The following is a 23,182-nucleotide window of genomic DNA, read 5'->3' as shown; positions in this document are numbered from 1 at the left end:
TCGTGACCGAACCAGCTCTACGCGACGACGACATCGCCGTCATCGGCATCGGCGCGCGGTTCCCGGACGCGGCGAATCTGGACGAGTTCCGTGAGAACCTCGCGGCCGGAAGGGATTCGATCGGCCCCATGCCGGAGTCCCGCGCTGAGGCGACCGCCCTGGACCGCCGCGTCCGGTACCTGCCCATGGGGCACCTGACCGATATCCACACCTTCGACCACGCGTTCTTCGGCCTGTCCAAACGCGAAGCGGCACTGATGGATCCGCAGCAACGGATCGCCCTGGAACTGGCGCACCGCGCCATCGAGGACGCCGGCTACGCACCCGCGGAGCTGCGCGCGGCCACGACCGCGGTCGTGTTCAGCGCGCCCATGCCCAGCTATCACGCCATGGCCGCCGACCCCGGACCGCTCGCCATGCTGGGCAATCTGCCCTTCGGCGTCCCCGCCCGCATCGCGCACCTGCTCGGCTTCGACGGCCCCTGCTACGCCGTCGACAGCGGCTGCAACGCCTCCCTCATCGCCGTCCATCACGCCTGCCGCGAATTGCGCGGCGGCGACGCCGATTACGCGCTGGCCGGCGGAGTCAGCGTCCGCGCCCACGGCGCTCCGGCCTGGACAGCGCACACCATGACAGAGATCGCCTCGCCCGGCGGCCAGGTCCGCGCCTTCGACGCCGACGCCGACGGCACAGTCCCCGGTGAAGGCGGTGCGGCGCTGCTGCTGACCACCCTCGAGCGCGCCCGCGCCGACCGTGCTCCGATCTACGCGGTCATCCGGGGCAGCGCCGTCCTGCACAACGGCCATTCCGCCGTGACCATCAGCACCCCGAGCGCCGCCGCGCAGGCCCGGGTCATCGCGCGCGCCTGGCACAAGGCCGGAGCCGATCCTCGCGATGCCGGCTACCTCGAAGCCCACGGCTCCGCCACCCGGCTGGGCGACGCCGTCGAACTGGAGGGGCTGCGCACCGCGTTCGCCGAACGCGTCATCGCCCTCCCGATCGGATCGGTGAAGACCAATATCGGCCACCTCGATCACGCCGCGGGAGTGGCCGGCTTGGTGAAGGCGATTCTGTCGGTCGCCGACGGGCAACTGTTCCCTTCCCTCCACTTTGACCGTCCCACGGGCGATCTCGACCTGGCCGCGGCCAATCTCGAAGTGGTCACACAACCGCGACCGTGGCGCAGCGACGGCCCGCGCCTGGCGGGTGTGAGCTCCTACAGCCTCGGCGGCGCCAACGCCCATTGCGTCGTGCAGCAGGCCCCGGATGCGATACCGCAGCCGGAAGCTGCACTCGCCGAGGCGAGTCCAAAGCCGGTGCCCTGGTTGATCGGGGTCTCGGCGCGCACGCCGACGGCGCTCGCGGACCTGTGCGGCACGCTGGCGGGGCGTTTGCGGGACGGTTCGATCGATCTCGCGGATGCGGCGTTCACGCTCGGTCGGGGCCGTGCGCACTTCGCCCATCGGATCGCGGTCTATGCCAGCGATACAACGGAATTGGCAGGTCTGCTCGAAACACGTGGCGCTGCCGTCAATTCGGACGGTGTGAGGCCGGTCGCGCCGCGAGTGGCGCTGCTCCTCTCGCCGGGTGCTCTACCGACCGAGCAAGGCGGCGCCGAACTGCCCGAACAGTTGCCCGCTAAGGGCGAGACGGCCGAGGTGCTCGCGGCACAGCTCGCCGTGCACGATCGGCTGCGTGCCGGTGGGATTCAATTCGCGGCCGTGCTCAGCGGGGGAGCGTCGAAGTTCGCGGCACGCTATCTGCTCGGGTCGCGAGAGCCCGTCGACCCGGGCGAGTTGGCTGCGGCCGCGCAGAGGCCCACGGTGGACCGGTCGCGTCTGCTCGCGGCGGCGGAAACGCTGTTGCGGGATGGGGCGGTCGTCTTCGTCGATCCGAGTCGGGACGGCATGCTCGGGCGGTACCTGACCGAGGATCTCGCGGGGCGCGCGGATGCGGAAGTTCTGTTCGGCTCGGGCGATTCCGCGGGGGCGCTCGGCATCCTGGGGCGGCTCTACGAGCATGGAGTGGACCTCGACTGGGCGCGGGTGCAGGACGGGGCCGGGCGCAGGGTGCGGTTGCCCGGGCACCCGCTGCGCGGCACCCGGTGCTGGGTTGAACTGCCCACGGCGGCATCGCATGCCGAGATCGCGTCCGAGACCGTCGAAGCTGTCGTCGCGCCCGAGCGTCCGGTGGTTGCTGTGCCGTCGGATGCGGCGGAGTGGTTGCGCGCAGTGCTGCGCGAACTGTTGCACTCGGAGACCGAAATCGCGCTGGAGGAAGACTATTTCGACCTGGGCGGCAATTCGATCATCGCCGTGCAGCTGGTCGAGCGGGTGGAGGAGGCCTTCGGGTTCCGGCCGAAATTGCTCGATGTGTACGAGCGGCCCAAGGTGGCCGAGTTCGCGCAACTGCTGCGGGAAGGGGCGCGCCCGGCACCCGAGATCATGCCGGCGGCCATTACGCGCACCGACGAACTGGTCATGTCGCCGGGGCAGGAACGGATGTGGTTCCATCATCAGCTTGTTCCGGACACCACGCTCTACAACTATCCGGTGGTCAACGTGCTGCGCGGGCCGATCGACGTCGACGCGGTCAAGAGAACCTTCGAGGATTTCGCGGAGCGGCACGAACCGCTGCGCTACAACCTCGTCGAGGCCGACGGTTTGCCGGGGGTGCGGGTCCGGCCCGCTCTCGGTGAGTTCTTCCGGTTCATCGATGTTTCCGGTGAAACCGATTCGGTCGCCATGGCGCGCGAGCTGATCCGGGAGGCCGCCCTCCGGCCGTTCGATCTCGGCCGCGACCCCATGGTGCGGGTGCTGGTGGTCAAGCTCGCTCCGGATACGCATGTGCTGCAGGTGGTGTGCCATCACTGCGTCACCGACGGCCAGACTCCGGGGATCCTCGCGCGGGAGATTCCGGTGCTCTATGCCGCCCGGCGGGAGGGACGCACGGCCGAGCTGGAACCGCTGCCGATCCGCTACCGCGACTACGCGCGCTGGCATCGGGAGCTGCTCGACTCCGGTGCGCTCGATCACGAGCTCGAATACTGGGTGCATATGCTGCGTGGCGCGCCGAAACTGCGGCTGCCCACCGACTTCCCACGACCGGCGCGTAAGACGTTCGCCGGTGAGCTGGAGCCGTTCACGGTGTCGGCGACGCTGCTCGCCGCCGCCCGCACGGTCGCCAAGCGGGAGTCGGTGTCGCTGTTCGTGGTGCTGCTGTCCGCCTTCTATCTGCTGCTCGCCCGGCGCAGTGGTCAGCGCGACCTCGTGGTCGGCACACCGGCCACCGGCCGCACCCGCCGCGAGCTGGAGGGGCTCATCGGCTTCTTCAACAGCACCGTCGCCCTGCGCGCCAACCTCTCCGGTCCCGCGACGCTGGGCGATCTGCTCGAGCGAGTGCGTGGAATCGTGCTGGGCGCGTTGGAGAATCAGCAGATCCCCTTCGAGCGGGTGGTCAACGCCCTCGACGATCAGCGCGACATGTCCCGCACCCCGATCTTCGATGTGCTCTACGTCCACCAGGACCTCACCGGCACCGGATCGGTCAACCCACTCGGCGGCGGGGCAATGGAGTTCTTCGACTCGGAGCACTCCATCCACAACGCCTTCGGCGGATTGCCGCCCGGCACCGCGAAATTCGACCTCAGCCTGATCACCTACGACCGCAGCGACGACCACGACATGCTGGCCTGCTTCGAGTACAGCACCGAGCTGTTCACCCAGCGCACCGCCGCGGGGTTCGCCGCGGCCTACCTCGAGATCCTCGCCGAAATCGTGGAGTCGGCACCCGATCGCTCGATCGAGGAACTGGTCGTCACCGTGCCGTCGGCCGCCGACGCGGCTGCGGCGGAACAGGCTGTGGCACTGAATATTCCGACAGATAGACCGCGTAGAAACGGTTCGGCCCGATACACACCGGGGACGGTATGTGAGCGGCTCGATGTCGTGGCGGGCGATGCGGATCTGCTCGCCGCCTGGGTGGCCCTGCTGAGCTGGTACTCCGGCTCCGATGAGGTAGCTGTCGGCTTGGCGACCGGTACCGCCCGAGTGGACCTCGCCGACGAACCCACCGGGGCCGAACTGCTCGAACGAGCCGCCGCGGCATTGGCCGCCCCGGCGACCGCCGCGGGCGCCGGGGCCATCTGGTTCGGCGACACCCGGCCGGACACCGCGGAGCTGGCGCTCGACCGGCAGGTCGGTGACCGCGCGATCCTGGAACTGGTCTACGCCACAGAACTTTTCGACGAATCGAACGCGCAGCGGATGCTTTCGGATCTGACCCGGCTGCTGCACGGCCTGCTGGAGACGCCGAACGATCCGGTGCCGGATATCGCGCTGCGCTGCATCGCGGAAGCGGAGGTCATCCGATGACCGAGGCCGTGGCAGTCATCGGCGCGGGCACCATGGGCGCCGGCATCGCGCAATGCCTCGCACAGGCGGGACGCGATGTCATTGTGGTCGAACCCGATCCGGCCGCCACGGAGCGGGCGCGCCGTGGCCTGAACGAAGCGGTGCGCCTGGCGCTGCTGCTGGGCCGCGCTGATCGGCGCGCGGCGCTCGAGACGGCGCGCCGGGTGCGCTGGACCGACCGCATCGACGACCTCGACGCGGTCGAGTTCGTCATCGAGTGCGCGGTCGAGCAGATCGAATTGAAAGAGAAGCTGTTCGCGGAACTGGACCGCGTCTGCCCGGCCGACGCCGTGCTCGCCTCCGCGACGTCGGCCATCCCCATCGCCCGGCTCGCCGCCGCGACCGGTCGCCCGGATCGCGTGCTCGGCCTGCACTTCATGAACCCGGCCCCCTTGACCGACGCGGTGGAAGTCGTTCGCGGGGAACAGACTTCGGCCGACACCATGGCGCGCGCCACCGACCTGCTCACCGCTCTCGGCAAGGAAGCCCTCGTCGTCGGCGACCGTCCCGGGTTCGTCATCAACCGCCTGCTCATGCTGAGCATCGCGCAAGCCGCCGCCACCCTCGACACCGGCACCGACGCCGCGACCGTGGACGCCCTCTTCGAACGCTGCCTCGGCCACCGCATGGGCCCGCTGCGCACCGCCGATCTGATCGGCCTGGACAACGTCGCCGACACCATCGAGGTACTGCGGTGCGAGACCGGCGAGGACCACTATCGCATTCCGCCCGCCCTCGCGACGCTCGTCGCCGCAGGACATTTCGGCCGCAAGACCGGACAAGGATTCCATGACTATCGCTGAGACCACACCCACCGCGACGGCCGAACTACGAGTCCCGAGCGATGCGCAACGCGCCGCCCTCGCGGCCGGTGATCGCTACGTCGACCTCTACATCGAACTGACCGGCTCGGTGGACGCGGACGCCCTGCGCCGAGCGGTTGACACGGTCATGACGGAATGTCGGGTGCTGCACAGTGTGTTCGGTGATGACGCCGGCGCGATCCAGGTGCGCGAGAACGCGCCCGCGCCGACCGCCGTGCTCAGCGCCGACGGGACCCGACCGGGAGATTTCGTCGCCGAGTGGATCGCGCAAGAACGTGCGCGTGCCATGGATATCGCGCACGGGCCGCTGTACCGGCAGGCCGTCTTCCGCTTCCCGGACGGCCGACTCGGCTGGTACCAGCGCTACCACCGCCTGGTCAACGACCACCCGGGAGCACTCGCGATCCTCGCCCGAGTGCGTGACCTCCTGGGCGGCGCGCCCCCGATCCCCGGCTCGAATCCGCCGTTCGGCGCGACCGGGGACCAACTGGAAAACGAACGCCGATACCGCGAATCAGGCGCATGGTCCGCCGACCGGGACTACTGGGAGCAAACCCTCGTCGATGCCGCCCGGCCCGAATCTCCCGCCGCGGGCATTACGCGTCCTTCCGCCGGCACTGCGGACGAGGTGGTCTGGGCAGCGGTGGGGGCGTCGGCGGAACTCACCAGGATCGCGCGGGCGTGCGGGGGCGGCGCGCCCGCGGTAATGCTGGCCGCGTTGGCCGTCTACGGGTGTCGCACGGCGTCGGCGGGGGAGTGCGTGGTCGCACTCGATACCGGGGAAACTACTGTGCCGCTGCGGATTCCGGTCACGGCACAAGCCGGGTTCCACTCGATCGCCACACAGGTGGGGCGGGAGTTGCGCAAGGCCCGGCGACACAGGTTCATTCCCGATATCGATGAGCCGTGGGCGGATTCGCCGGTGCACGGGCACTGGCCGCTCGCGGTACGCATGCTCGGCGGTGCCGCGATCGACAGTGTCGGCACGGCATCGGTGACCGAGTGCTTCGGAAACGGCGACGAGTTCACCGTGTGCGTCGACGATCAGGCGGCCGGTGGATGGCGGATCGCCGTCGCCGGCGCGCATCGTTCGCACCGGGACCGGCTGGTTCGGCTGCTGGAGCGGCTGGTCCGCGCGCCGCACACGCCCATCGCCCGGGTCGAGATCGCCGCACCGGCGGAGATCGAGCGTCTCATCGGTACTCCCCCCGCCGGCGTGGTCGCGGCGTCCACGACACTCACGGCTCTGTTCGCCGAGCAGGCGGCCCGGTCGCCGGAGGCGTGGGCGATCGTCGGACGCGAAACCCGCACGACCTACGCGGACCTGCACGGTGACTCGAATCGTCTGGCGCGCAAGCTGATCGACCTCGGTGTCGGACCGGAACACGTGGTGGCGCTCGCGTTCGGACCCTCAGCCGAGCAGATCCTCGCGGTGCACGCGGTGCTGGCGACCGGCGCCGCATACCTGCCGCTGGACCTGGAGCATCCGCGGTCGCGTCATGCTCAGGTGCTCGATATCGCGCGGCCGGTGTGCGTCCTCACCACGCGCCGGGACGGATTCGACGCTCCCGATGGCATCCGGGTGATCCACATCGACGACCTCGACCTGGCCGCCGAATCGGGCGCCACGGTCACCGATGGTGATCGCATCGCCCCGCTGCGTCCGGAAAATCTCGCGTACGTGCTGTTCACGTCCGGTTCCACCGGGCAGCCGAAGGGAGTGGGCGTCAGCCACGCGGCCGTGTGCGCTCATCTCGCCTGGATGCAGCACCTGCACGGCCTCGACGACACCGACGCCGTTATTCGCAAGACCGCCCTGACGTTCGACGTCTCCGCGTGGGAAGTGTTGTGGCCGTTCACCGCCGGTGCTCGGCTGGTGGTCGACGGGTCGGGTGCGCACGGCGACCCGAGCGAGCTGGCGCAGGCGATCATCGAACACGATGTCACCACGGTGCAGTTCACGCCGTCCACGCTCGCGGCGCACCGGCAGGCGGCCGCGCCGATGGCGCCGAGTGTGCGTCGCATACTGCTCGCCGGTGAGGCGCTGACGCCCGCACTCGCCGCAGCTCTGCCGACTGTCGCTCCGGGCGCCCGCTACGACAATCTCTACGGTCCGACCGAGGCGACGGTCGCCGTGACCCGGCACGCGATCGGCGAGAACGACACCGCCGCGGTGCCCATCGGCGCACCCGCGTGGCATGTCCATGCCCACGTGCTGGACGCCTTTCTGCGGCCGGTACCGGCGGGCGTTCCGGGCGAGCTCTATCTCGGCGGCGTGACGCTCGCGCGCGGGTATGTGCGCCGGGCCGGGCAGACCGCCACACGTTTCGTCGCCGACCCGTTCGGCGATTCCGGGCAGCGGCTCTACCGCACCGGCGACATCGTGCGGTCGACCGGTCGCGGCGAGCTGGAGTACCTCGGCCGCAGCGACTTCCAGGTGAAGCTGCGCGGTGTGCGCATCGAACTCGGCGAGCTCGAATCGGTGCTCGCCGCACAGGAATCGGTGGCCCAGGCGGTTGCCGTCGTTCATGACGGCAATCATGCCGGTGCGGCCGGTGGTCGCCTGGTCGCCTATGTCACCCCGGCCGCCGGGCACAGCATCGATCCGGTCGCTCTGGACCAGCGGTTGCGTGCGGCCCTGCCCAGGCACCTGGTGCCCGCCGCGATCATCGGTCTGCCCGCACTACCGGTGAACCGTTCCGGCAAGGTGGATCGCAAGGCCCTGCCCGCACCCGCTGTCGAGACGGTGGCCTTCCGTGCCCCGCGCACCGACACCGAAACCGCGCTCGCCGCCGCCTACGCCGAGGTGCTCGGCCGAGACGGCATCGGTGTGGACGAATCCTTCTTCGCGCTCGGCGGCGACAGCATCATGTCGATCCTGCTGGTGTCCCGGGCGCGGTCGCGCGGTATCGCGGTGACCGCTCAACAGGTCTACGAGCACCGCACCGTCGCCCGCCTGGCGGCCATCGCCGAAACCGCCGGCGGAGAGGAGATTCCGCCGCTCGCCGAGCTGCCGGGCGGCGGTGTCGGCGAATTCCCGCTCAACCCGGTCCTCCGGTTCCTGGTCGAGCGCGGCGGCGCCTTCGACCGTCTCTGCCAGTCCATGACCTTGGATCTGCCGGCCGGAATCGATCGCGGCGCATTGGTTTCGACCATCTCCGCGGTCGTCGATCACCACGACATGCTGCGCTCGCGGCTCTACCGCGACGGCTCGGGAAACTGGCATGCGCAGGTCACGCCGCCCGGCAGCGTCGAGGTGGACTCCCTCATCCACCAGGTCACATACGACGCCGACCTCACCGGTGACGAACTCCGGGTAGTCGCCGAAGCCGAACTGAACGCGGCCGTCGACCGGATCGATCCGTCCGTCGGCGCGGTATTGCGGTTCGTCTGGCTGACACCGGATTCGGGCACCGCCCCCGGAATGCTCATCATCGCCGCGCACCACATCGCCGTCGACGGCGTTTCCTGGCGAATCCTGTTGCCCGACTTCATCGCCGCATGGGCGGCTGTCGCGGCGGGGAACACGCCGCGGCTGCCCGCGGTCGGAACATCCATGCGACGCTGGGCGCACGCGCTCGTCGACGCCGCGCACACCGAGGCGCTCACCGCCGAGTTACCGCTGTGGCGTGAGATCGTCGAGGGCCCGGCGCCGTCCTTCGGCGAGCGGCCCTTCGATCCGCACCGCGACATGGCGGCCGACGTAGCGCACACCCTTGTCGAACTCGACGAACGCGATACCTCCGCCATTCTCACCGTCATTCCGGACCGCTACCGGGCCCGCGTCGCGGACGCGCTGCTGACGGCGCTCGCGCTGGCGGTGACGCGCTGGCGGTCGCGGCGCGGCGAGGACGAGCGGTCGGTGCTGCTGCGCCTGGAAGGCCATGGCCGCGAGCAAGACGCGGTGCCCGGGACGGAACTGTCTCGCACCGTCGGCTGGTTCACTTCCATCGTCCCGGCACGGCTGGACCTGACGGGAGTGGATCTCGATGACGCCTTCGGCGGCGGCCCGGCCATGGGAGCCGCCATCAAGGCCGTCAAGGAACAGCTGCGGGCGGCACCACACAACGGCTTCGGCTACGGCCTGCTGAGATACCTGAACGGGGACACCGCGGCCGCACTGCCGCCGGGCGAGCCGGGGGAGATCTCGTTCAACTACTTCGGGCATATCACCGGCCTCGACATTCCGGAGGAACTCGCCGGAATCGGCTTCCTGCCCTCCACCGAATTCGGCATGCTGGCCATTCGTCCCGACGCCCGCCGCGGCGCGTGGGGTGCTGTGGAGGTGGATTCCATCGTCCTCGGCCACCGCCTGGTGACCGGCTTCGGTTATGCGCGTGGCATATTCGTTGAGCCTGCGGGCGAGGAACTGGTCGAGCTGTGGCGCGCGGCGCTGCGCGCCCTCGCGCAGCACGCGCGCGATCCCCATACCACCGGCGGGTACACCCCATCCGACTTCCCACTCGTGAGCGTCACACAGGGCGATATCGACACCTGGGAACAGCGGTATCCGACGCTGAGCGAGGTGTGGCCGGCTACGCCGCTGCAGTCGGGCATGATGTTCCACGCCCTGTTCGATCCGGACGCGGTCGACGTGTACACGGTGCAGCTGGTGCTGGATCTGGAGGGCGCGGTCGACGCGTCGCGGCTGCGGTCGGCCGCGGCCGCCGTGCTGGAGCGACATGCCAACCTGCGCACCGCCTTCGACGTGGATGTCGCCGGCGTCCCCGTCCAGATCGTCACCGGCGAGGCGGTGCTGCCCTGGCGCGAGGTCGATCTGTCCGCCGCGGCCGGCGATGACGAGCGCCTCCTCGACGTCGAACGCACAATGCCGTTCGACCTCACCGCCCCGCCGCTGCTGCGCTTCCTGCTGCTCCGCCTCGGCGACGGACGAACCCGGTTCGCCGTGACCTGCCACCACCTGCTCCTCGATGGTTGGTCCATCCCGCTGCTGCTGCGCGAGATCATGGCCGGGTACGCCGGTTTCGCGGTCGAACCCTCGCATCCTTACCGCCGATATGTGGAATGGCTTGTCCGGCAGGATAACTCGCTGTCCCGGCAGGTATGGGCGAAAGCGCTGGCCGGGGTCACGGAGCCGACGCTGCTGGCCGACACCGCCGCGGTGCACGCCCCCGCCGGCCTGCCCCAGGAGCGGGCGTTCGACCTGGACGAGGCGCAAACCCGGGCGCTGACCCTGCTGGCGGCCGAGTTCGAGGTAACGATCAATACCGTCGTGCAGGCGGCCTGGGCAATCCTGCTGGCGCGCACCACCGATCGCGACGACATCCTCTTCGGCACCACGGTCTCCGGCCGCCCCGCCGACCTCACAGGCGTCGAGAACATCGTCGGATTGTTCATCAATACGATCCCGGTGCGAATCCGACTGGCCCCGGGGGAATCCGTGGGCGCGCTGCTGCGTCGCGTACAGCGTGAGCAGTTCGAACTGACCTCCCACCACCACCTGGGCCTGCCGGATATCAGCGCGCAGACCGGTATCGGTGAGCGGGACCTGTTCGACACGCTCCTGGTCGTCGAGTCCTACCCTGTCGACGAGGCGAAACTGCGGTCGGACGCTCTCGCATTCGCCGGTTTGGCGATCGGCGGATTCCAATCCAGGGAGGCGACGCACTACGCGTTGACGCTGACCGTCCGGCACACCGATCGCCTGCACCTGCTGGCCGGCTGGTGGCCCGACCTGCTCGACGCGCAGACCGTGTCACGACTGGGCGAACGGTTGACCCGGGTGCTGGCGGCGCTCGCCGCGAATCCGAATACCGCTGTGGCGCAGATCGATCCGCTCGGCGAGGCGGAACGCCGTCAGATGCGCGACTGGCAGCGCCCCGCCGTGCCGGTGCCGGACGTGACGCTCGTGGATCTGTTCCGTGCCCAGGCCGCGGTGCGCACGGATGCCGTCGCGGTGCGATTCGGCGACCGCGCGCTGACCTACCGCGAACTCGACGCGGCATCCGATGACCTGGCCCGCGCTCTCGCGGTGCACGGCGTCGGCGTGGAATCGCTGGTCGCCGTGGGTGTTTCACGGTCGGTGGAGCTGATCGTGGCGCTGCTGGGGGTCCTCAAATCGGGTGCGGGCTACATTCCGCTCGACCTCGGCAATCCGCCGCAGCGGCTCGAACTCATCCTCGCGGAAACGAATCCGGTCTGCGTCGTGACCACGGAGGCCGACCGTACGGCACTGCCCGCGAGCCACCGGCCGCACCTGATGGTCGACAGCGTCCACCGCAGCGGCACCGACGGCGCCGAGTCCGGGATCGCCTCAGGCCCGGACAATATCGCCTACGTGCTGTATACGTCGGGTTCCACCGGGCGACCCAAGGGCGTGAGCGTGACGCACCGGAATGTCGTCGGCATGCTCGCCGCGACACGGGGTCTGCTCGATACCGACCACAACGATGTGTGGACCATGTTCCACTCGCACGCCTTCGACTTCTCGGTGTGGGAGATGTGGGGTGCGCTTGCGAGTGGCGGCACGCTCGTCATCGCGGACGCCGAGTTGACACGCTCACCGGACGAGTTCGCCGAACTCCTGGCGCGCGAGAGCATTACGGTGCTGAGCCAGACGCCCTCGGCCTTCGGCGCACTGCTCGACGCCGGCCTGCGCCGTGCCGCCGTGCCCGCGCTACGGCATATCGTGCTCGGTGGCGAAGCGCTGGATCCGCGCAGTCTGCGGGCATGGTACGACACGGACCCGGCCGGGGAGGTCCGGATCTCGAACCTGTACGGCATCACCGAGGCGACCGTGCACGCCACACATTTCGCGGTGGACCGTAGGCATGCCGGGTCGACACATGCCAGCATGATCGGTCGTGGTCTGCCGGGAATGACCGTGCGCGTCCTGGATTCGCGGCTGCGGCCGACGCCGGTCGGCAGCCGCGGCGAGATCTATCTCACGGGAGCCCAGCTCGCCCGTGGTTATCACGCCCGCCCCGCGACCTCCGCGGAGCGCTACGTAGCCGATCCGTTCGGCGCGCCCGGTGCCCGCATGTATCGCACCGGTGATCTGGCGCGCTGGAATGGCGACGGGCAGCTCGAATATCTCGGCCGGGGCGACCAGCAGGTGAAGATTCGCGGCTACCGCATCGAACCGGGAGAGATCGAGGCCGCGCTGCTCGAACACGAGTCGGTGGCGCGGGCGGTCGTCGTGGCCCGGGCCGGGGATTCCGGATCGGTCCGCCTGATCGCCTATGTGGTACCCGCCACCGCGGGCGCACTCGCGGTCGAGACATTGGAAACGCATATCGCGCAACGTGTTCCCGACTACATGCGACCGGCCGCCATCGTGCCGGTCGAAAGGCTGCCGCTGACCGGCAACGGCAAGCTGGACGTGGCCGGCCTGCCCGACCCCGTCGTGGCGCCGCGCTCGGATCGGGCACCGCGTACCCCCGCCGAACAGGCGGTGGCCGAGCTCTTCACCGAGGTGCTCGGCGTCGACCGGCCGGGTGTCGACGACTCGTTCTTCACGCTCGGTGGGGACAGCATCATCTCCATTCAGCTGGCCTCCCGGGCGCGGGCTCGCGGCCTGCACTTCACGCCGCGTGAGGTATTCGAGCACCGGACAGTGGCCGGGATCGCCGCGATCGCGAGGACACCGGAGGCGGATGCCGACGCGCCTCGCCTGCTGCCGGAATTGCCCGGCGGCGGTATCGGCGATATGCCGCTGACGCCCGTGGTCCGGTGGCTGACCGAACGTGGCGGCGGTTTCCGCCGGGTCCATCAGACCCTCACCGTCGAACTGCCCACTCGGACCGGGCACGACGCCTTGATCCAGGCCGTCACGGCGCTGATCGACCGGCACGACATGTTGCGCAGCAGGTTGTTCCGCGACGACTCCGGCGAATGGCGGTTCGAGACCATGCCGACGGACGCGCTGGACGCATCGAAGCTGGTGCACCGCGCCACCTTCGAGGATGCCGCGGACGGCGATATCCTGCGAGAGCTCGTAGCCGCGGAGCTCGACGCCGCGCTGGATCGCCTCGATCCGGCCGCCGGGGTGATGGCGCAGTTCGTCCGGATCGATGCCGAGCGGGGGAGTGCGCCGGGCCGATTGATCATTTCCGTCCATCATCTCGCCGTGGACGGCGTCTCCTGGCGCATCCTCCTGCCCGACCTGTTCGCGGCCCTCGCGAGTGCGGCGAGTGGCGGCGCGCCGCGGCTCGATCCGGTCGGAACCTCCATGCGCCGCTGGGCGCACGGTCTGGTCGATGCGGCGCACGCACCGGATCGGGTCGCCGAACTCGATCTCTGGCGGCGAATCTGTGTGACACCGGATCCCCTGCTGGGCGCTCGGCCGCTGGATCCCGCCGTCGATATCGCCGCCCGGCTCGCGACGGTCGACGTCGCCGTGGACGACACGGTTACCGAGGCGCTCATGCGGACCGTTCCCGCACGATTCCATGCGGGTGTCGACGAGGTCCTGATCGCCGCGCTGGCCCTCGCGCTCGCGGTCTGGCGTGCCCGGCGGGGCACGGACGCTCCGGTCTCGCTGCTGCGGCTGGAAGGCCACGGGCGTGAGGAACAGCTCGCGCCGGGCGCGGACCTGTCGCGCACCGTGGGATGGTTCACCTCGCTGTACCCGGTCCGGCTCGATCTCGCCGATATCGATATCGAGGCGGCGTTGGCCGGGACCGAGGCGACCGGTGCCCTGCTCAAGACGATCAAGGAACAGCTGCGTGCCATTCCCGATCACGGAATCGGGTACGGATTGCTGCGCTACCTGAATCCCGATGCCGCTCAACACCTCCCGGCAACGATGCCCGGGCAGGTCGGCTTCAACTACCTGGGCCGCGTCGACGACCGCGGTGCGGGAGTGCTCGCGACACCGGATGCCGACCCGGATCCGGACCTGCCCGCGGCTGCCGCCATCGACGTGAACGCGATCGTGACGGGCAGCCGGCTGCGCGCCGGATTCACCTATCCCACCACGCTTCTCGACGAGGCGGCGGTCTCGGAGCTGGCGCGGCTGTGGGTGACCGCGCTCGGAGCCATCGCCGCGCACGCCCGGGATGAACGCGCGGGCGGGCACACGCCGTCGGATTTCCCGCTGGTGCGGGTGAGCCGCGATGACATCGCCGGCTGGGAGCGGGACTACGGCCGCCTCACCGACGTGTGGCCGCTCGCCCCTTTACAGTCGGGGCTGTTCTTCCATGCCGTCATAGCCACGCCGTCCGCCGCCGATGTCGCTGATGTCTACAACGTGCAGACGGTGATACGGCCCGGTGGGGCGATCGACCGCGGTCGCCTGCGACAGGCCGGGCAGGACATCCTGCGGCGCTACGCGAACCTGCGCGCGGCCTTCGTCTTCGACGGTTCGGGCAAGCCCGTCCAAGTGGTGCCCGACACCGTCGAACTGCCTTGGCGCGAAGTAGATCTGGCCACGGCGGCCGATCTCGTGGAACTGGCCGCCCAGGAGCGCGCACGGCGATTCGATCCGGCCCGTCCGCCGCTGCTGCGCTTCACGCTCGCGCGTGTCGCGCAGGCGGAGCCGGTGCTGATCGTGACCTACCATCACATACTGTTCGATGGCTGGTCGGTGCCGCTGGTGCTCCGCGATCTGCTGGCGCTCTACGCCGGTGCGTCGCTGCCCGCGCCGGGTGGATCCTTCCGCGACTACCTCGCCTGGAACCACGACCGGGACGCGGCCGCATCCGCCCGGGCCTGGCGGCGAGCCCTGGACGGCGTGACCGCGCGGACCCTGGTCGCCCCGGCCGCTCGCACCCGCGAAAGTGCGGTGACGACAGGGGAATACCGCTGGTCCCTCGATGCGGAGACCACCGGCGCGCTCGGCGCGACCGCCGCCGAACTCGGCGTCACCGTCAACACTGTGGTGCAGGTGGCGTGGGCGATCCTGCTGGGGCGTCGGCTCGGATGCGGTGACGTGGTCTTCGGGGCGACCGTCTCCGGTCGCCCGGCCGCGCTGCCCGGCGTGGAATCCATTGTCGGACTGTGCATCAACACCGTGCCGGTGCGTGTGCGATTCGGACCGGGTATGCCCGTGGCGGATCTGCTGCGCGCGGTGCAGACCGAACAGGCCGAGATGATCGAACACCACCAACTCGGGCTGACCGAGATCCACACCGCCGCCGGCCTGCGCGATCTGCTGTTCGATACGGTGCTGGCCTTCGAGTCCTATCCGGTGGACGCCGAGCAACTCACCGCCGCGGTCGCCGCCCTGGACGGCGTGACCGACGCGCGCCTCGAACTCACCGACGCCACACACTATCCGCTGTCGGTCACCGTCGATCCGGGACATGCGCTGAGCGTCCGAATCGGTTATCTCCGAGCCGCTTTCGACGGAACACAGGTGGCCGAGATCGGAGCCGTGATGCGGGGGCTGCTGACCGCCATCGCCCGCCGTCCCCACGCGACCATCGAGGAGCTAGCATGACCCGGCGCCTACCGCTGACACGCGCGCAGCAACATGTCTGGGTCGCACAGCAACTCGACGACACCGGGCAGCGTCTGCTCGTCGGCGGTTACGTGCAGATTCACGGCGTGCTCGACGAGGAGGTGTTCGAGCGGGCACTGCGCCTCGTCGTCGCCAGGGCGGAGTCACTGCGTGTGCGCTTCGACGCCGAGGCCGACGGATCGGTCGTGCAGGTGGTGGAAGAGGTGTCGGACTGGCCGTTGCACCGCAACAGCTTCCGCGCCGCCGCGGACGCGCACGGAGAGGCGGTGCGGTTCATGGAGGCTGCCCTTGCACGGCCGTTCGACCTGGGGCGCGCGCCGCTGTTCGAACACCATCTGCTCGATGTCGGCGATGCGGGCACACTGTGGTTCATTCGCTCGCATCACGTGGTGCTCGACGGGGCGTCTTCGGCAGCCCTGATCCGGCGCGTCGCCGAGACCTACACCGCGCTGCTCGACGGGCGTCCGGTCGAGGAATCGGTATTCGACCGGCTGGCGGACCTGGTCGCCGAGGACGAGCAGTTCCGGACGTCCACGCGGTTCGCGGCCGACCGTGAGTTCTGGGCGCGGCGTCTCGCGATCGGCGGGCCGTACGAGCCACCGCAATTCGCCGCCGCGCCGGCGGCCGCGGCCGGCAATCGGTTTCTCCGGCAGGCCGGAGTGCTCTGCGAGGCCGAGTGGAAGACACTGCGCGCCCGGGCGGACGCCACCGGGACCCCGTGGCCGGTGTGGACGCTCGCCGCCATCGCGTTGCTGCTGCACGCGGATTCGGGCACGCGCACGGTCACTCTCGGTCTGGCCGTGCCCGCCAAGCGTTCTCGGCACGCGCTCGGCATGACGGCGAACATCCTGCCACTGCGGATCACGGTCGACCCGGCCGCCACTGTCGGCGACCTACTCGCCGCCGTGCGCGCCGAATCTCTGATCATCCTGCGCCACCAGCGTTTCCAGTACGGCGAGATGCTCGCCGACCTGGGCGGGAGCGGGCTCCAAGGCGGCATTCTCGGGCCCACCGTCAATGTCATGCCCATGCAGAAGGATCTGCGCTTCGGATCCGCCTCCGCCTCTCTGCGTCATTTGGCGGCCGGGCGCTCCGACAACCTGAACATCAGCATCTACGACAATGGCGATCCGGCGCTGTCGGTGGTGCTGGAATCGACCACGCTGCGGTACTCCGAGCGCGACCTCGCCGCGCACCATCACCGGCTCACCGAGACCATCGCCGCCCTGGCCGCGGCCCCGCAGGAACTCCCGCTCGGCATGCTGCGGCCCACACCGGATCCGGCCGGGCCATCGGCCACCGCCGAGGTGGCCGGAACGCTCGTCGATCGATTCGACCGCGTGGTGACCGCGAACGGTGGGGCCATCGCCGTGGTGCATGGCGACGAGCAGCTCACCTATGCCGAACTCGACGAGCGGGCTCGCGTACTGGCCCGGATCATCGCCGGATACGGCGTCGGCCCCGGGGAATTCGTCGGCCTGGCGCTACCGCGCTCCATGGATCTCGTCGTGGCCATTATCGCGGTGCTGCGCGCGGGTGCGGCCTATGTTCCGCTCGATCCGAGCTATCCGCGGCCGCGGCTGCGTGCGATCCTCGAGGATGCCGCACCGGCGCTCGTACTCACGGGTGCGGGAGTCGGTCTCCCGGAGGGGATCTCGGCTACGCCCGTGCTGCGCATCGGCGACCCGCCGCAGGTCGTTCCGAGCGAGCCCGCTGTCCTGCGCTCGCCGCAGTTCCCCGCCTATGTGATTCACACCTCCGGGACGACCGGCCGCCCGAAGGGCGTGATGGTCACACACGCCAATGTGGTCCGGCTGCTCACAGCGACCCGGCAGTGGTTCGAGTTCGGGGCCGATGATGTCTGGACCCTGTTCCACTCCACGGCATTCGACTTCTCGGTGTGGGAGATCTGGGGAGCTCTGGGCCATGGCGGCAGGCTCGTCATCGTCGACGCCGAGACGGCACGGTCGCCGCGTGAATTTCTCGAACTGCTGGTGGCGCAACGGGTTACGGTGCTCAACCAGACGCCGTCAGCCTTCGGAATGCTGGTCGACGCCGAGGCGAGCCGACCGGCCGGAAGTGACCGGCTCGCACTGCGTTACGTGCTGTTCGGCGGTGAGCCGGTGGAGCCGTGGCGGCTGGCCGAGTGGTGGGCGCGGCACGATCCACAAGCGCCACGCCTGGTCAACATGTACGGCATTACCGAGGCAACGGTGTTCACCACCGGAACGCCGCTGACGGGGGTCGCGTCGACGGGCGAAATCGGCACGGCTATACCGGATTCGGCCGTGTATATCCTCGACGCCGCGCTGCGACCCGTCGCGCCCGGGATGCCGGGTGAGCTCTACGTCGCCGGTCCCGGAGTCGCCGCGGGATATCTGCGCCAGCCGGGCCGCACTGCCTCGCGCTTCACCGCCGATCCCTTCGGCGGGCCCGGCACCGTCATGTATCGCAGCGGTGATGTGGCGCGGTGGACCGAGGGCGGGACACTCGAATACCTCGGGCGGGCCGACCGACAGGTGAAGATCCGTGGCTTCCGCATCGAACCGGGCGAGATCGAAGCCGCCCTGTGCGCCCTCCCGGCGGTGCGAGCGGCGGTGGTGCTGACCGTGGAACACCGGCCGGGTGACCGGCGGCTGGTCGCCTATGCCGCCGGCACGGCTATCGACCTCGGCGCGGTGCGCACCGCGATCGCCGAACGGCTTCCCGCACATGCCGTTCCGTCCAGCATCGTGGCGGTCGACGCCATCCCGACGACCCCCAACGGCAAGATCGACGAACGCGCCCTGCGCGCGCTCGCCATCGATGGCACGGCGTCCGCCGCCGGTATCTCGCCGCATGGCGATGCCGAGGTACGGCTGCACGCCGTGTTCGCCGAAGTGCTCGGGCACCAGGGTTTCAGTGTCGATGACGGCTTCTTCGCCGTCGGTGGAGATAGCATCCTCGCCATCCGGCTGTCGGACCGGGCCCGTGCCGCCGGTCTCGCCATCACACCGCGGGATGTATTCGAACAGCAGAATATTCGTGCCCTGGCGCGCACGGTCGGGACGCCTGCGCCGGTGCCCGCCCGAGCGGCGGTGAGCCCGCTCGCCATGCGCGACGGCCGTACCTTCCTGCCCGCGACGCCATTGCAGTCGGGGCTGTTGTTCCATTCGCTGTACCAGGGCGGGGAAGGCGAGGACCCCTATCTCGTACAGGTTGCGCTGCGGGTGGACGGACCCATCGACGCGGAGCGGCTGAGCGCTGCCCTGCGCGCGGTGCTCGACCGACATCCGCACCTGCTGGGCCGGTTCGTCGTGGATGGCGACACACCGGAATACGAGATTCGCGCTGACGTCGAGTTGCCCTGGCGGGTAGTGGATCTCGTCGATCTGCCTTCCGGCGAGCGGGACGACGCGGTGGAGCGGGTGCGCGCCGAGGACGCCCACATGGAACCGCTGGCGGGTCCGCTGGTCACAGTCACTCTCGTTCGTACCGAACCGCACTCCGCCACCCTGCTGGTGACGCACCACCATGCGCTGCTCGATGGCTGGTCACTGGGCATCCTGCTCCGTGAACTGCTGCTGGGCTACCGCGGCCTCGAATTGCCCGCCGCGACACCGTTCACCGCATTCCTGGAATGGTCCGCGGCGCAGGACCGCGAGGGTGCGCGCCGGGCCTGGGCGGAGGCCCTCGCCGGGGCCGAACCGTGCAAGGTCGCGCGCGCCGACCTGCGGCGGTGGCGGCGGCCCGACGAGCACACCTTCATCCTGCCCACCGCCACGGTCACCGCGCTGCGTGACCAGGCCGCGGCGCACGGGCTGACGCTCAACTCGATGATCCAGGCGCTGTGGGCGCTGGTGATGTCGAATCTGACCGGAAGCGATGACGTCGTTTTCGGCATCACCGTCTCCGGCCGCGATGGCGGCGATCTGGACGGCGCCGTCGGGCTGCTCATGAATACCGTGCCGCTGCGGGTGCGCTCGCGCGCATCGGAGACGCCACTCGAGCTCGCGGTCCGGATTCAGCGGGAACGCGTGGCGTTGATGGAGTACGACCACCTCGGGCTGCCCGACATCCTGGCGGCGGCGAGCGTGACCGACCTGTTCGACACCTCGCTCGTCTTCGAGAACTTCCCCCTCGATACCGCTCTGCTCGACGACCCGGACGCGGAGTTCCGGGTGACGTCGGTGAATGTCCTCGGCGGAACCCATTTCCCGCTGACCGTCATCGTGGAGCCCGCAGCGGGCACGCTGACCTTCCGAATCGCGGTGCGGCTCGAACAGGTCGATGCCCTCACCGATGTCGACGAGGTGTGGTCGCGCATCCTGGTCGCCGCGGCGGCGCTCACCGCACCGCGGCAGTCCCCGGTGGGGCGACTCGACCTGCTGCCGCCCGCGCGCCGAGCCGAACTGCTCGCCGCCGGACGCGGCGCGGCGGCCGATATCGACAATGGCGGGCTCGCACAGTGTTTCGAGTCGACCGCACGAGTGCACGCACACGATGTCGCACTGTGGTGCGACGGTGCGGAGCTCACCTACGCCGAGTTGAACGCCCGGGCCAATCAGGTCGCCCGCTGGCTGCGCACCCGGGGCGCGGGACCGGGCGTGCCGATCGGTATCGCGTTGCCGCGCTCGATCGATCTCGTGGTCGTTTTTCTCGCCATCGCCAAGCTGGGCGCGGTGTGCGTGCCGCTGAGCGACCGCTACCCGCCCGCGCACGTGCGACGGCTGCTGGCGTTCACCGGCGCCGAACTGGTGATACGTGAACTCGACGGTGCGGCAACGGAGTTCGATGACGGTGATCTCGGTGTCGCCGTTCTTCCCGATGCCGTGGCCACGCTCATGTTCACCTCCGGATCGACCGGGGCATCCAAGGGCGTCGAGGTCACCCACCGCAATATCGTCGCGCGCGCCCGCGATCGGATCGCCCAGAACGACGGGCACCAGCGGATGCTGATGCATCTGCCGTACACCTGGGACATGGTGGTGTGGGAGCTGTGGCTGCCGCTGCTCAACGGCCGCACCGTGGTGCTCGCGCGATCCGGCGTCCTCGACGCGCACGACTACACCGAGGTACTGCGAGCCGGCCTGGTCACCTCGATCATGCTGCCGCCGGGCCTGTTTCACATACTGGCCGAGCAGATTCCGAATGAGCTCGCCGAACTGCGGATGATCGCGTCCGCCGGGGATGTGCTGCCGCCGCATGCCGCCGCGGCGGTGCGGCGGGGCGAGCACCCGCCGGTGGTGACGAATCTGTACGGGCCGGTCGAGGCGACCAGCTTCGCGCTCGGCCTCGCGATCCCGGACTACATGTCGCCGGACATGCCGGTCCCGGTCGGACGCCCGGCCGACAACACCCGGGTCGTGGTCCTGGACTCGGCGCTGCGACCGGTACCCGCCGGGGTCACCGGCGAGATCTACCTGTCCGGCGCGGGACTGGCCAACGGCTACCACCGGGATCCGGTCCGCACCGCGGATCGCTTCGTCGCCGACCCGTTCGACCCGGCCGGTGCGCGCATGTACCGCACCGGTGATCTCGGGAGCTGGGACGCCGACGGCCTATTGCATTTCCTCGGCCGTGCCGATCGACAGTTGAAGATCAACGGTTTTCGCGTCGAACCCGGAGAGGTCGAGGCGGCCATCCTCCGCGAACCCGGCATCACCGCGGCGATCGTCACGGCGCGCCGGGCCGCGAGCGGGCAGTCGCTCATCGCTCACGTCGTCGGGGACAGCGCGGTCGATACCGCCGCGCTGCGGACCCGGCTGGCAGCGACCCTGCCCTCGTACCTGGTGCCCTCGGCCATCGTGGCCATGGACGAATTGCCTCTGACTCCCATCGGCAAGCTCGATGTCGGCGCGCTGCCCATGCCCGTAGCCGGTGATCGCGTTCCTGTTCGCACGCAACGGCAGCAGGTCATCGCGACGACGTTCGCGCAGGCGCTGGGTGTGGTGGAAGTCGGTGTCACCGATGACTTCTTCGCACTCGGCGGCAACTCGCTGTCCGCGATCCGCGTCGTCGCGGGCTTGCGGTCCGCACTCGGAGTCACGGTTTCACTGCGTGATCTGTTCGAATCGCCGACCATCGCCGCCCTCGAGCAGACCCTCGATCGGCGCGAACCCGGACATGTCCCGCACAGCATTGCGGCCGTGCGCCGAACTGACCCGATCCCGCTCACGCCCGCACAGCACAGGCTGTGGACCGTGAACTATCTCAGCGGCAACCGCCCCGACTATCTGATCGCCACCGGACTCGAACTGCACGGTGCGCTCGACATGACGGCGGTGGAAGCGGCCGTGAACGATCTGGTCGAACGGCACGAAATCCTGCGAACCGTTCTGCCGTACGCCCTGGACGGTCCCATCCAGCGCATCCTGCCCATGGAGTCCGCACAGCCGGACTTCCGCATAGTAGATATCTCTGGCGGCGAAAGCGTGGACAGGGCAATCGATTCCGAGCTGCTACGCGGCTTCGACCTCACCACCGAACCACCTCTGCGCATTCGCCTCTACCGCTCGAGCCCCGAGCACCACGTCCTGCTCGGCGTACTCCACCATGTCGCCGGCGACGGGGAATCCCTGGCCGTACTCCAGCGGGACCTGCTCACCGCCTACCGTGCGCGTGCCACCGGGCAAGCACCCCAATGGCCTATTCCGGCAACACAGTACGCGGACTACACGCTGTGGCTGAGGCAATCGCTGGAGTCCGGCGGCGCGCACGGCGGCCTGCTGACCCGGCAGGCGCGCTACTGGCGCACCGCGCTCGACGGTCTGTCGCCCCATCCGGTGCTACCCACCGATCGTCCACGCGCCGAACGTCGCGAGAACACCGCGGCAGCCGTCCCCGTCCACCTCGACGCCGCCACCCACCGCGCCCTCGCCCACACCGCCCGCACCCACCGCGCCAGCATCTACATGCTCGTCCACACCGCCCTGGCCCTCGCCCTGCACGAGCACGGCGCGGGCCCCGACCTGCCCATCGGCGTCGCCCTGAGCGCCCGCGACGCGGAGGGTCTACAGGACCTGGTCGGCTGCGTCGTCGACACCGCGATAGTCCGCGTCGACCTCTCCGCCGACCCACCCCACTCCGACCTCATCCAACAGGTCCGCGAACGCGTCCTCGCCGCCTACGACAACAAGGAGTTCCCCTTCGACAACCTCGTCGAACTCCTCAACCCACCCCGCTCCCGAACCCACCACCCACTCTTCCAAGTCATGGTCACCTACCTCCGTGGCGTCGAAATCGCCACAGCCGGAGCCGAACTGACGATCCGACACCGCCCGGTCCCGGTCCGCCACACCCCCTGGGAACTCCTACTCAACCTGCGCGAGGAGTACACCCCGGACGGCGACCCCGCCGGAATCCACGGCGAAATGGTCTACGCCGCCGAACTTTTCAACCACCCCACCATCGAATCCATCGTCACCGCCATGACCACCGCGTTGGAGATGTTGTGCGTGCCGAACCGGTAGGCACCGCGCCAGCGGCTCGGCAGAAGTCGCCGCGATCCGATCGAATCGGGTCTCCATGGGCCTCGTGCCGCT

At 69.6% G+C, this 23,182-nt stretch carries 4 protein-coding genes; all 4 read left to right on the top strand.

What is annotated here, in order from left to right; genetic code table 11:
- Positions 1–2: 2 nt before the first annotated feature.
- Genes GLP40_RS34835 through GLP40_RS15260 form a run of 4 tightly spaced genes read left to right on the top strand, consistent with a single transcriptional unit; the run spans position 3 to position 23,110 of the window.
- Positions 3–4,373 carry a condensation domain-containing protein gene (locus tag GLP40_RS34835; protein WP_328290194.1) on the top strand — a complete coding sequence of 1,457 codons (4,371 nt, stop codon included), beginning with the start codon at positions 3–5 and terminating at the stop codon, positions 4,371–4,373.
- Positions 4,370–5,215, top strand: coding sequence for a 3-hydroxyacyl-CoA dehydrogenase family protein (locus GLP40_RS15270; protein WP_154788522.1), 846 nt, complete (start codon positions 4,370–4,372; stop codon positions 5,213–5,215). Before GLP40_RS34835 ends, GLP40_RS15270 begins: the two co-directional genes overlap by 4 nt.
- Positions 5,202–15,638, top strand: coding sequence for a non-ribosomal peptide synthetase (locus tag GLP40_RS15265; protein WP_154788521.1), 10,437 nt, complete (start codon positions 5,202–5,204; stop codon positions 15,636–15,638). Before GLP40_RS15270 ends, GLP40_RS15265 begins: the two co-directional genes overlap by 14 nt.
- Complete coding sequence (locus tag GLP40_RS15260) at positions 15,635–23,110, top strand: non-ribosomal peptide synthetase (RefSeq protein WP_154788520.1); 7,476 nt, start codon at positions 15,635–15,637, stop codon at positions 23,108–23,110. Before GLP40_RS15265 ends, GLP40_RS15260 begins: the two co-directional genes overlap by 4 nt.
- Positions 23,111–23,182: the final 72 nt, after the last annotated feature.

It is taken from the genome of Nocardia aurantiaca, from assembly GCF_009708175.1.
Taxonomy (GTDB): domain Bacteria; phylum Actinomycetota; class Actinomycetes; order Mycobacteriales; family Mycobacteriaceae; genus Nocardia; species Nocardia aurantiaca.
The sequence above is the reverse complement of the archived record's forward strand: the minus strand, read 5'-3'. Positions and strand labels throughout refer to the sequence as shown.

Excerpts from the sequence above, each read along its gene's own strand:
- GLP40_RS15270 (WP_154788522.1), top strand. The coding sequence starts at position 4,370 with ATGACCGAGGCCGTGGCAGTCATCGGCGCGGGCACCATGGGCGCCGGC.
- GLP40_RS15260 (WP_154788520.1), top strand. The coding sequence starts at position 15,635 with ATGACCCGGCGCCTACCGCTGACACGCGCGCAGCAACATGTCTGGGTC.
- GLP40_RS15265 (WP_154788521.1), top strand. The coding sequence starts at position 5,202 with ATGACTATCGCTGAGACCACACCCACCGCGACGGCCGAACTACGAGTC.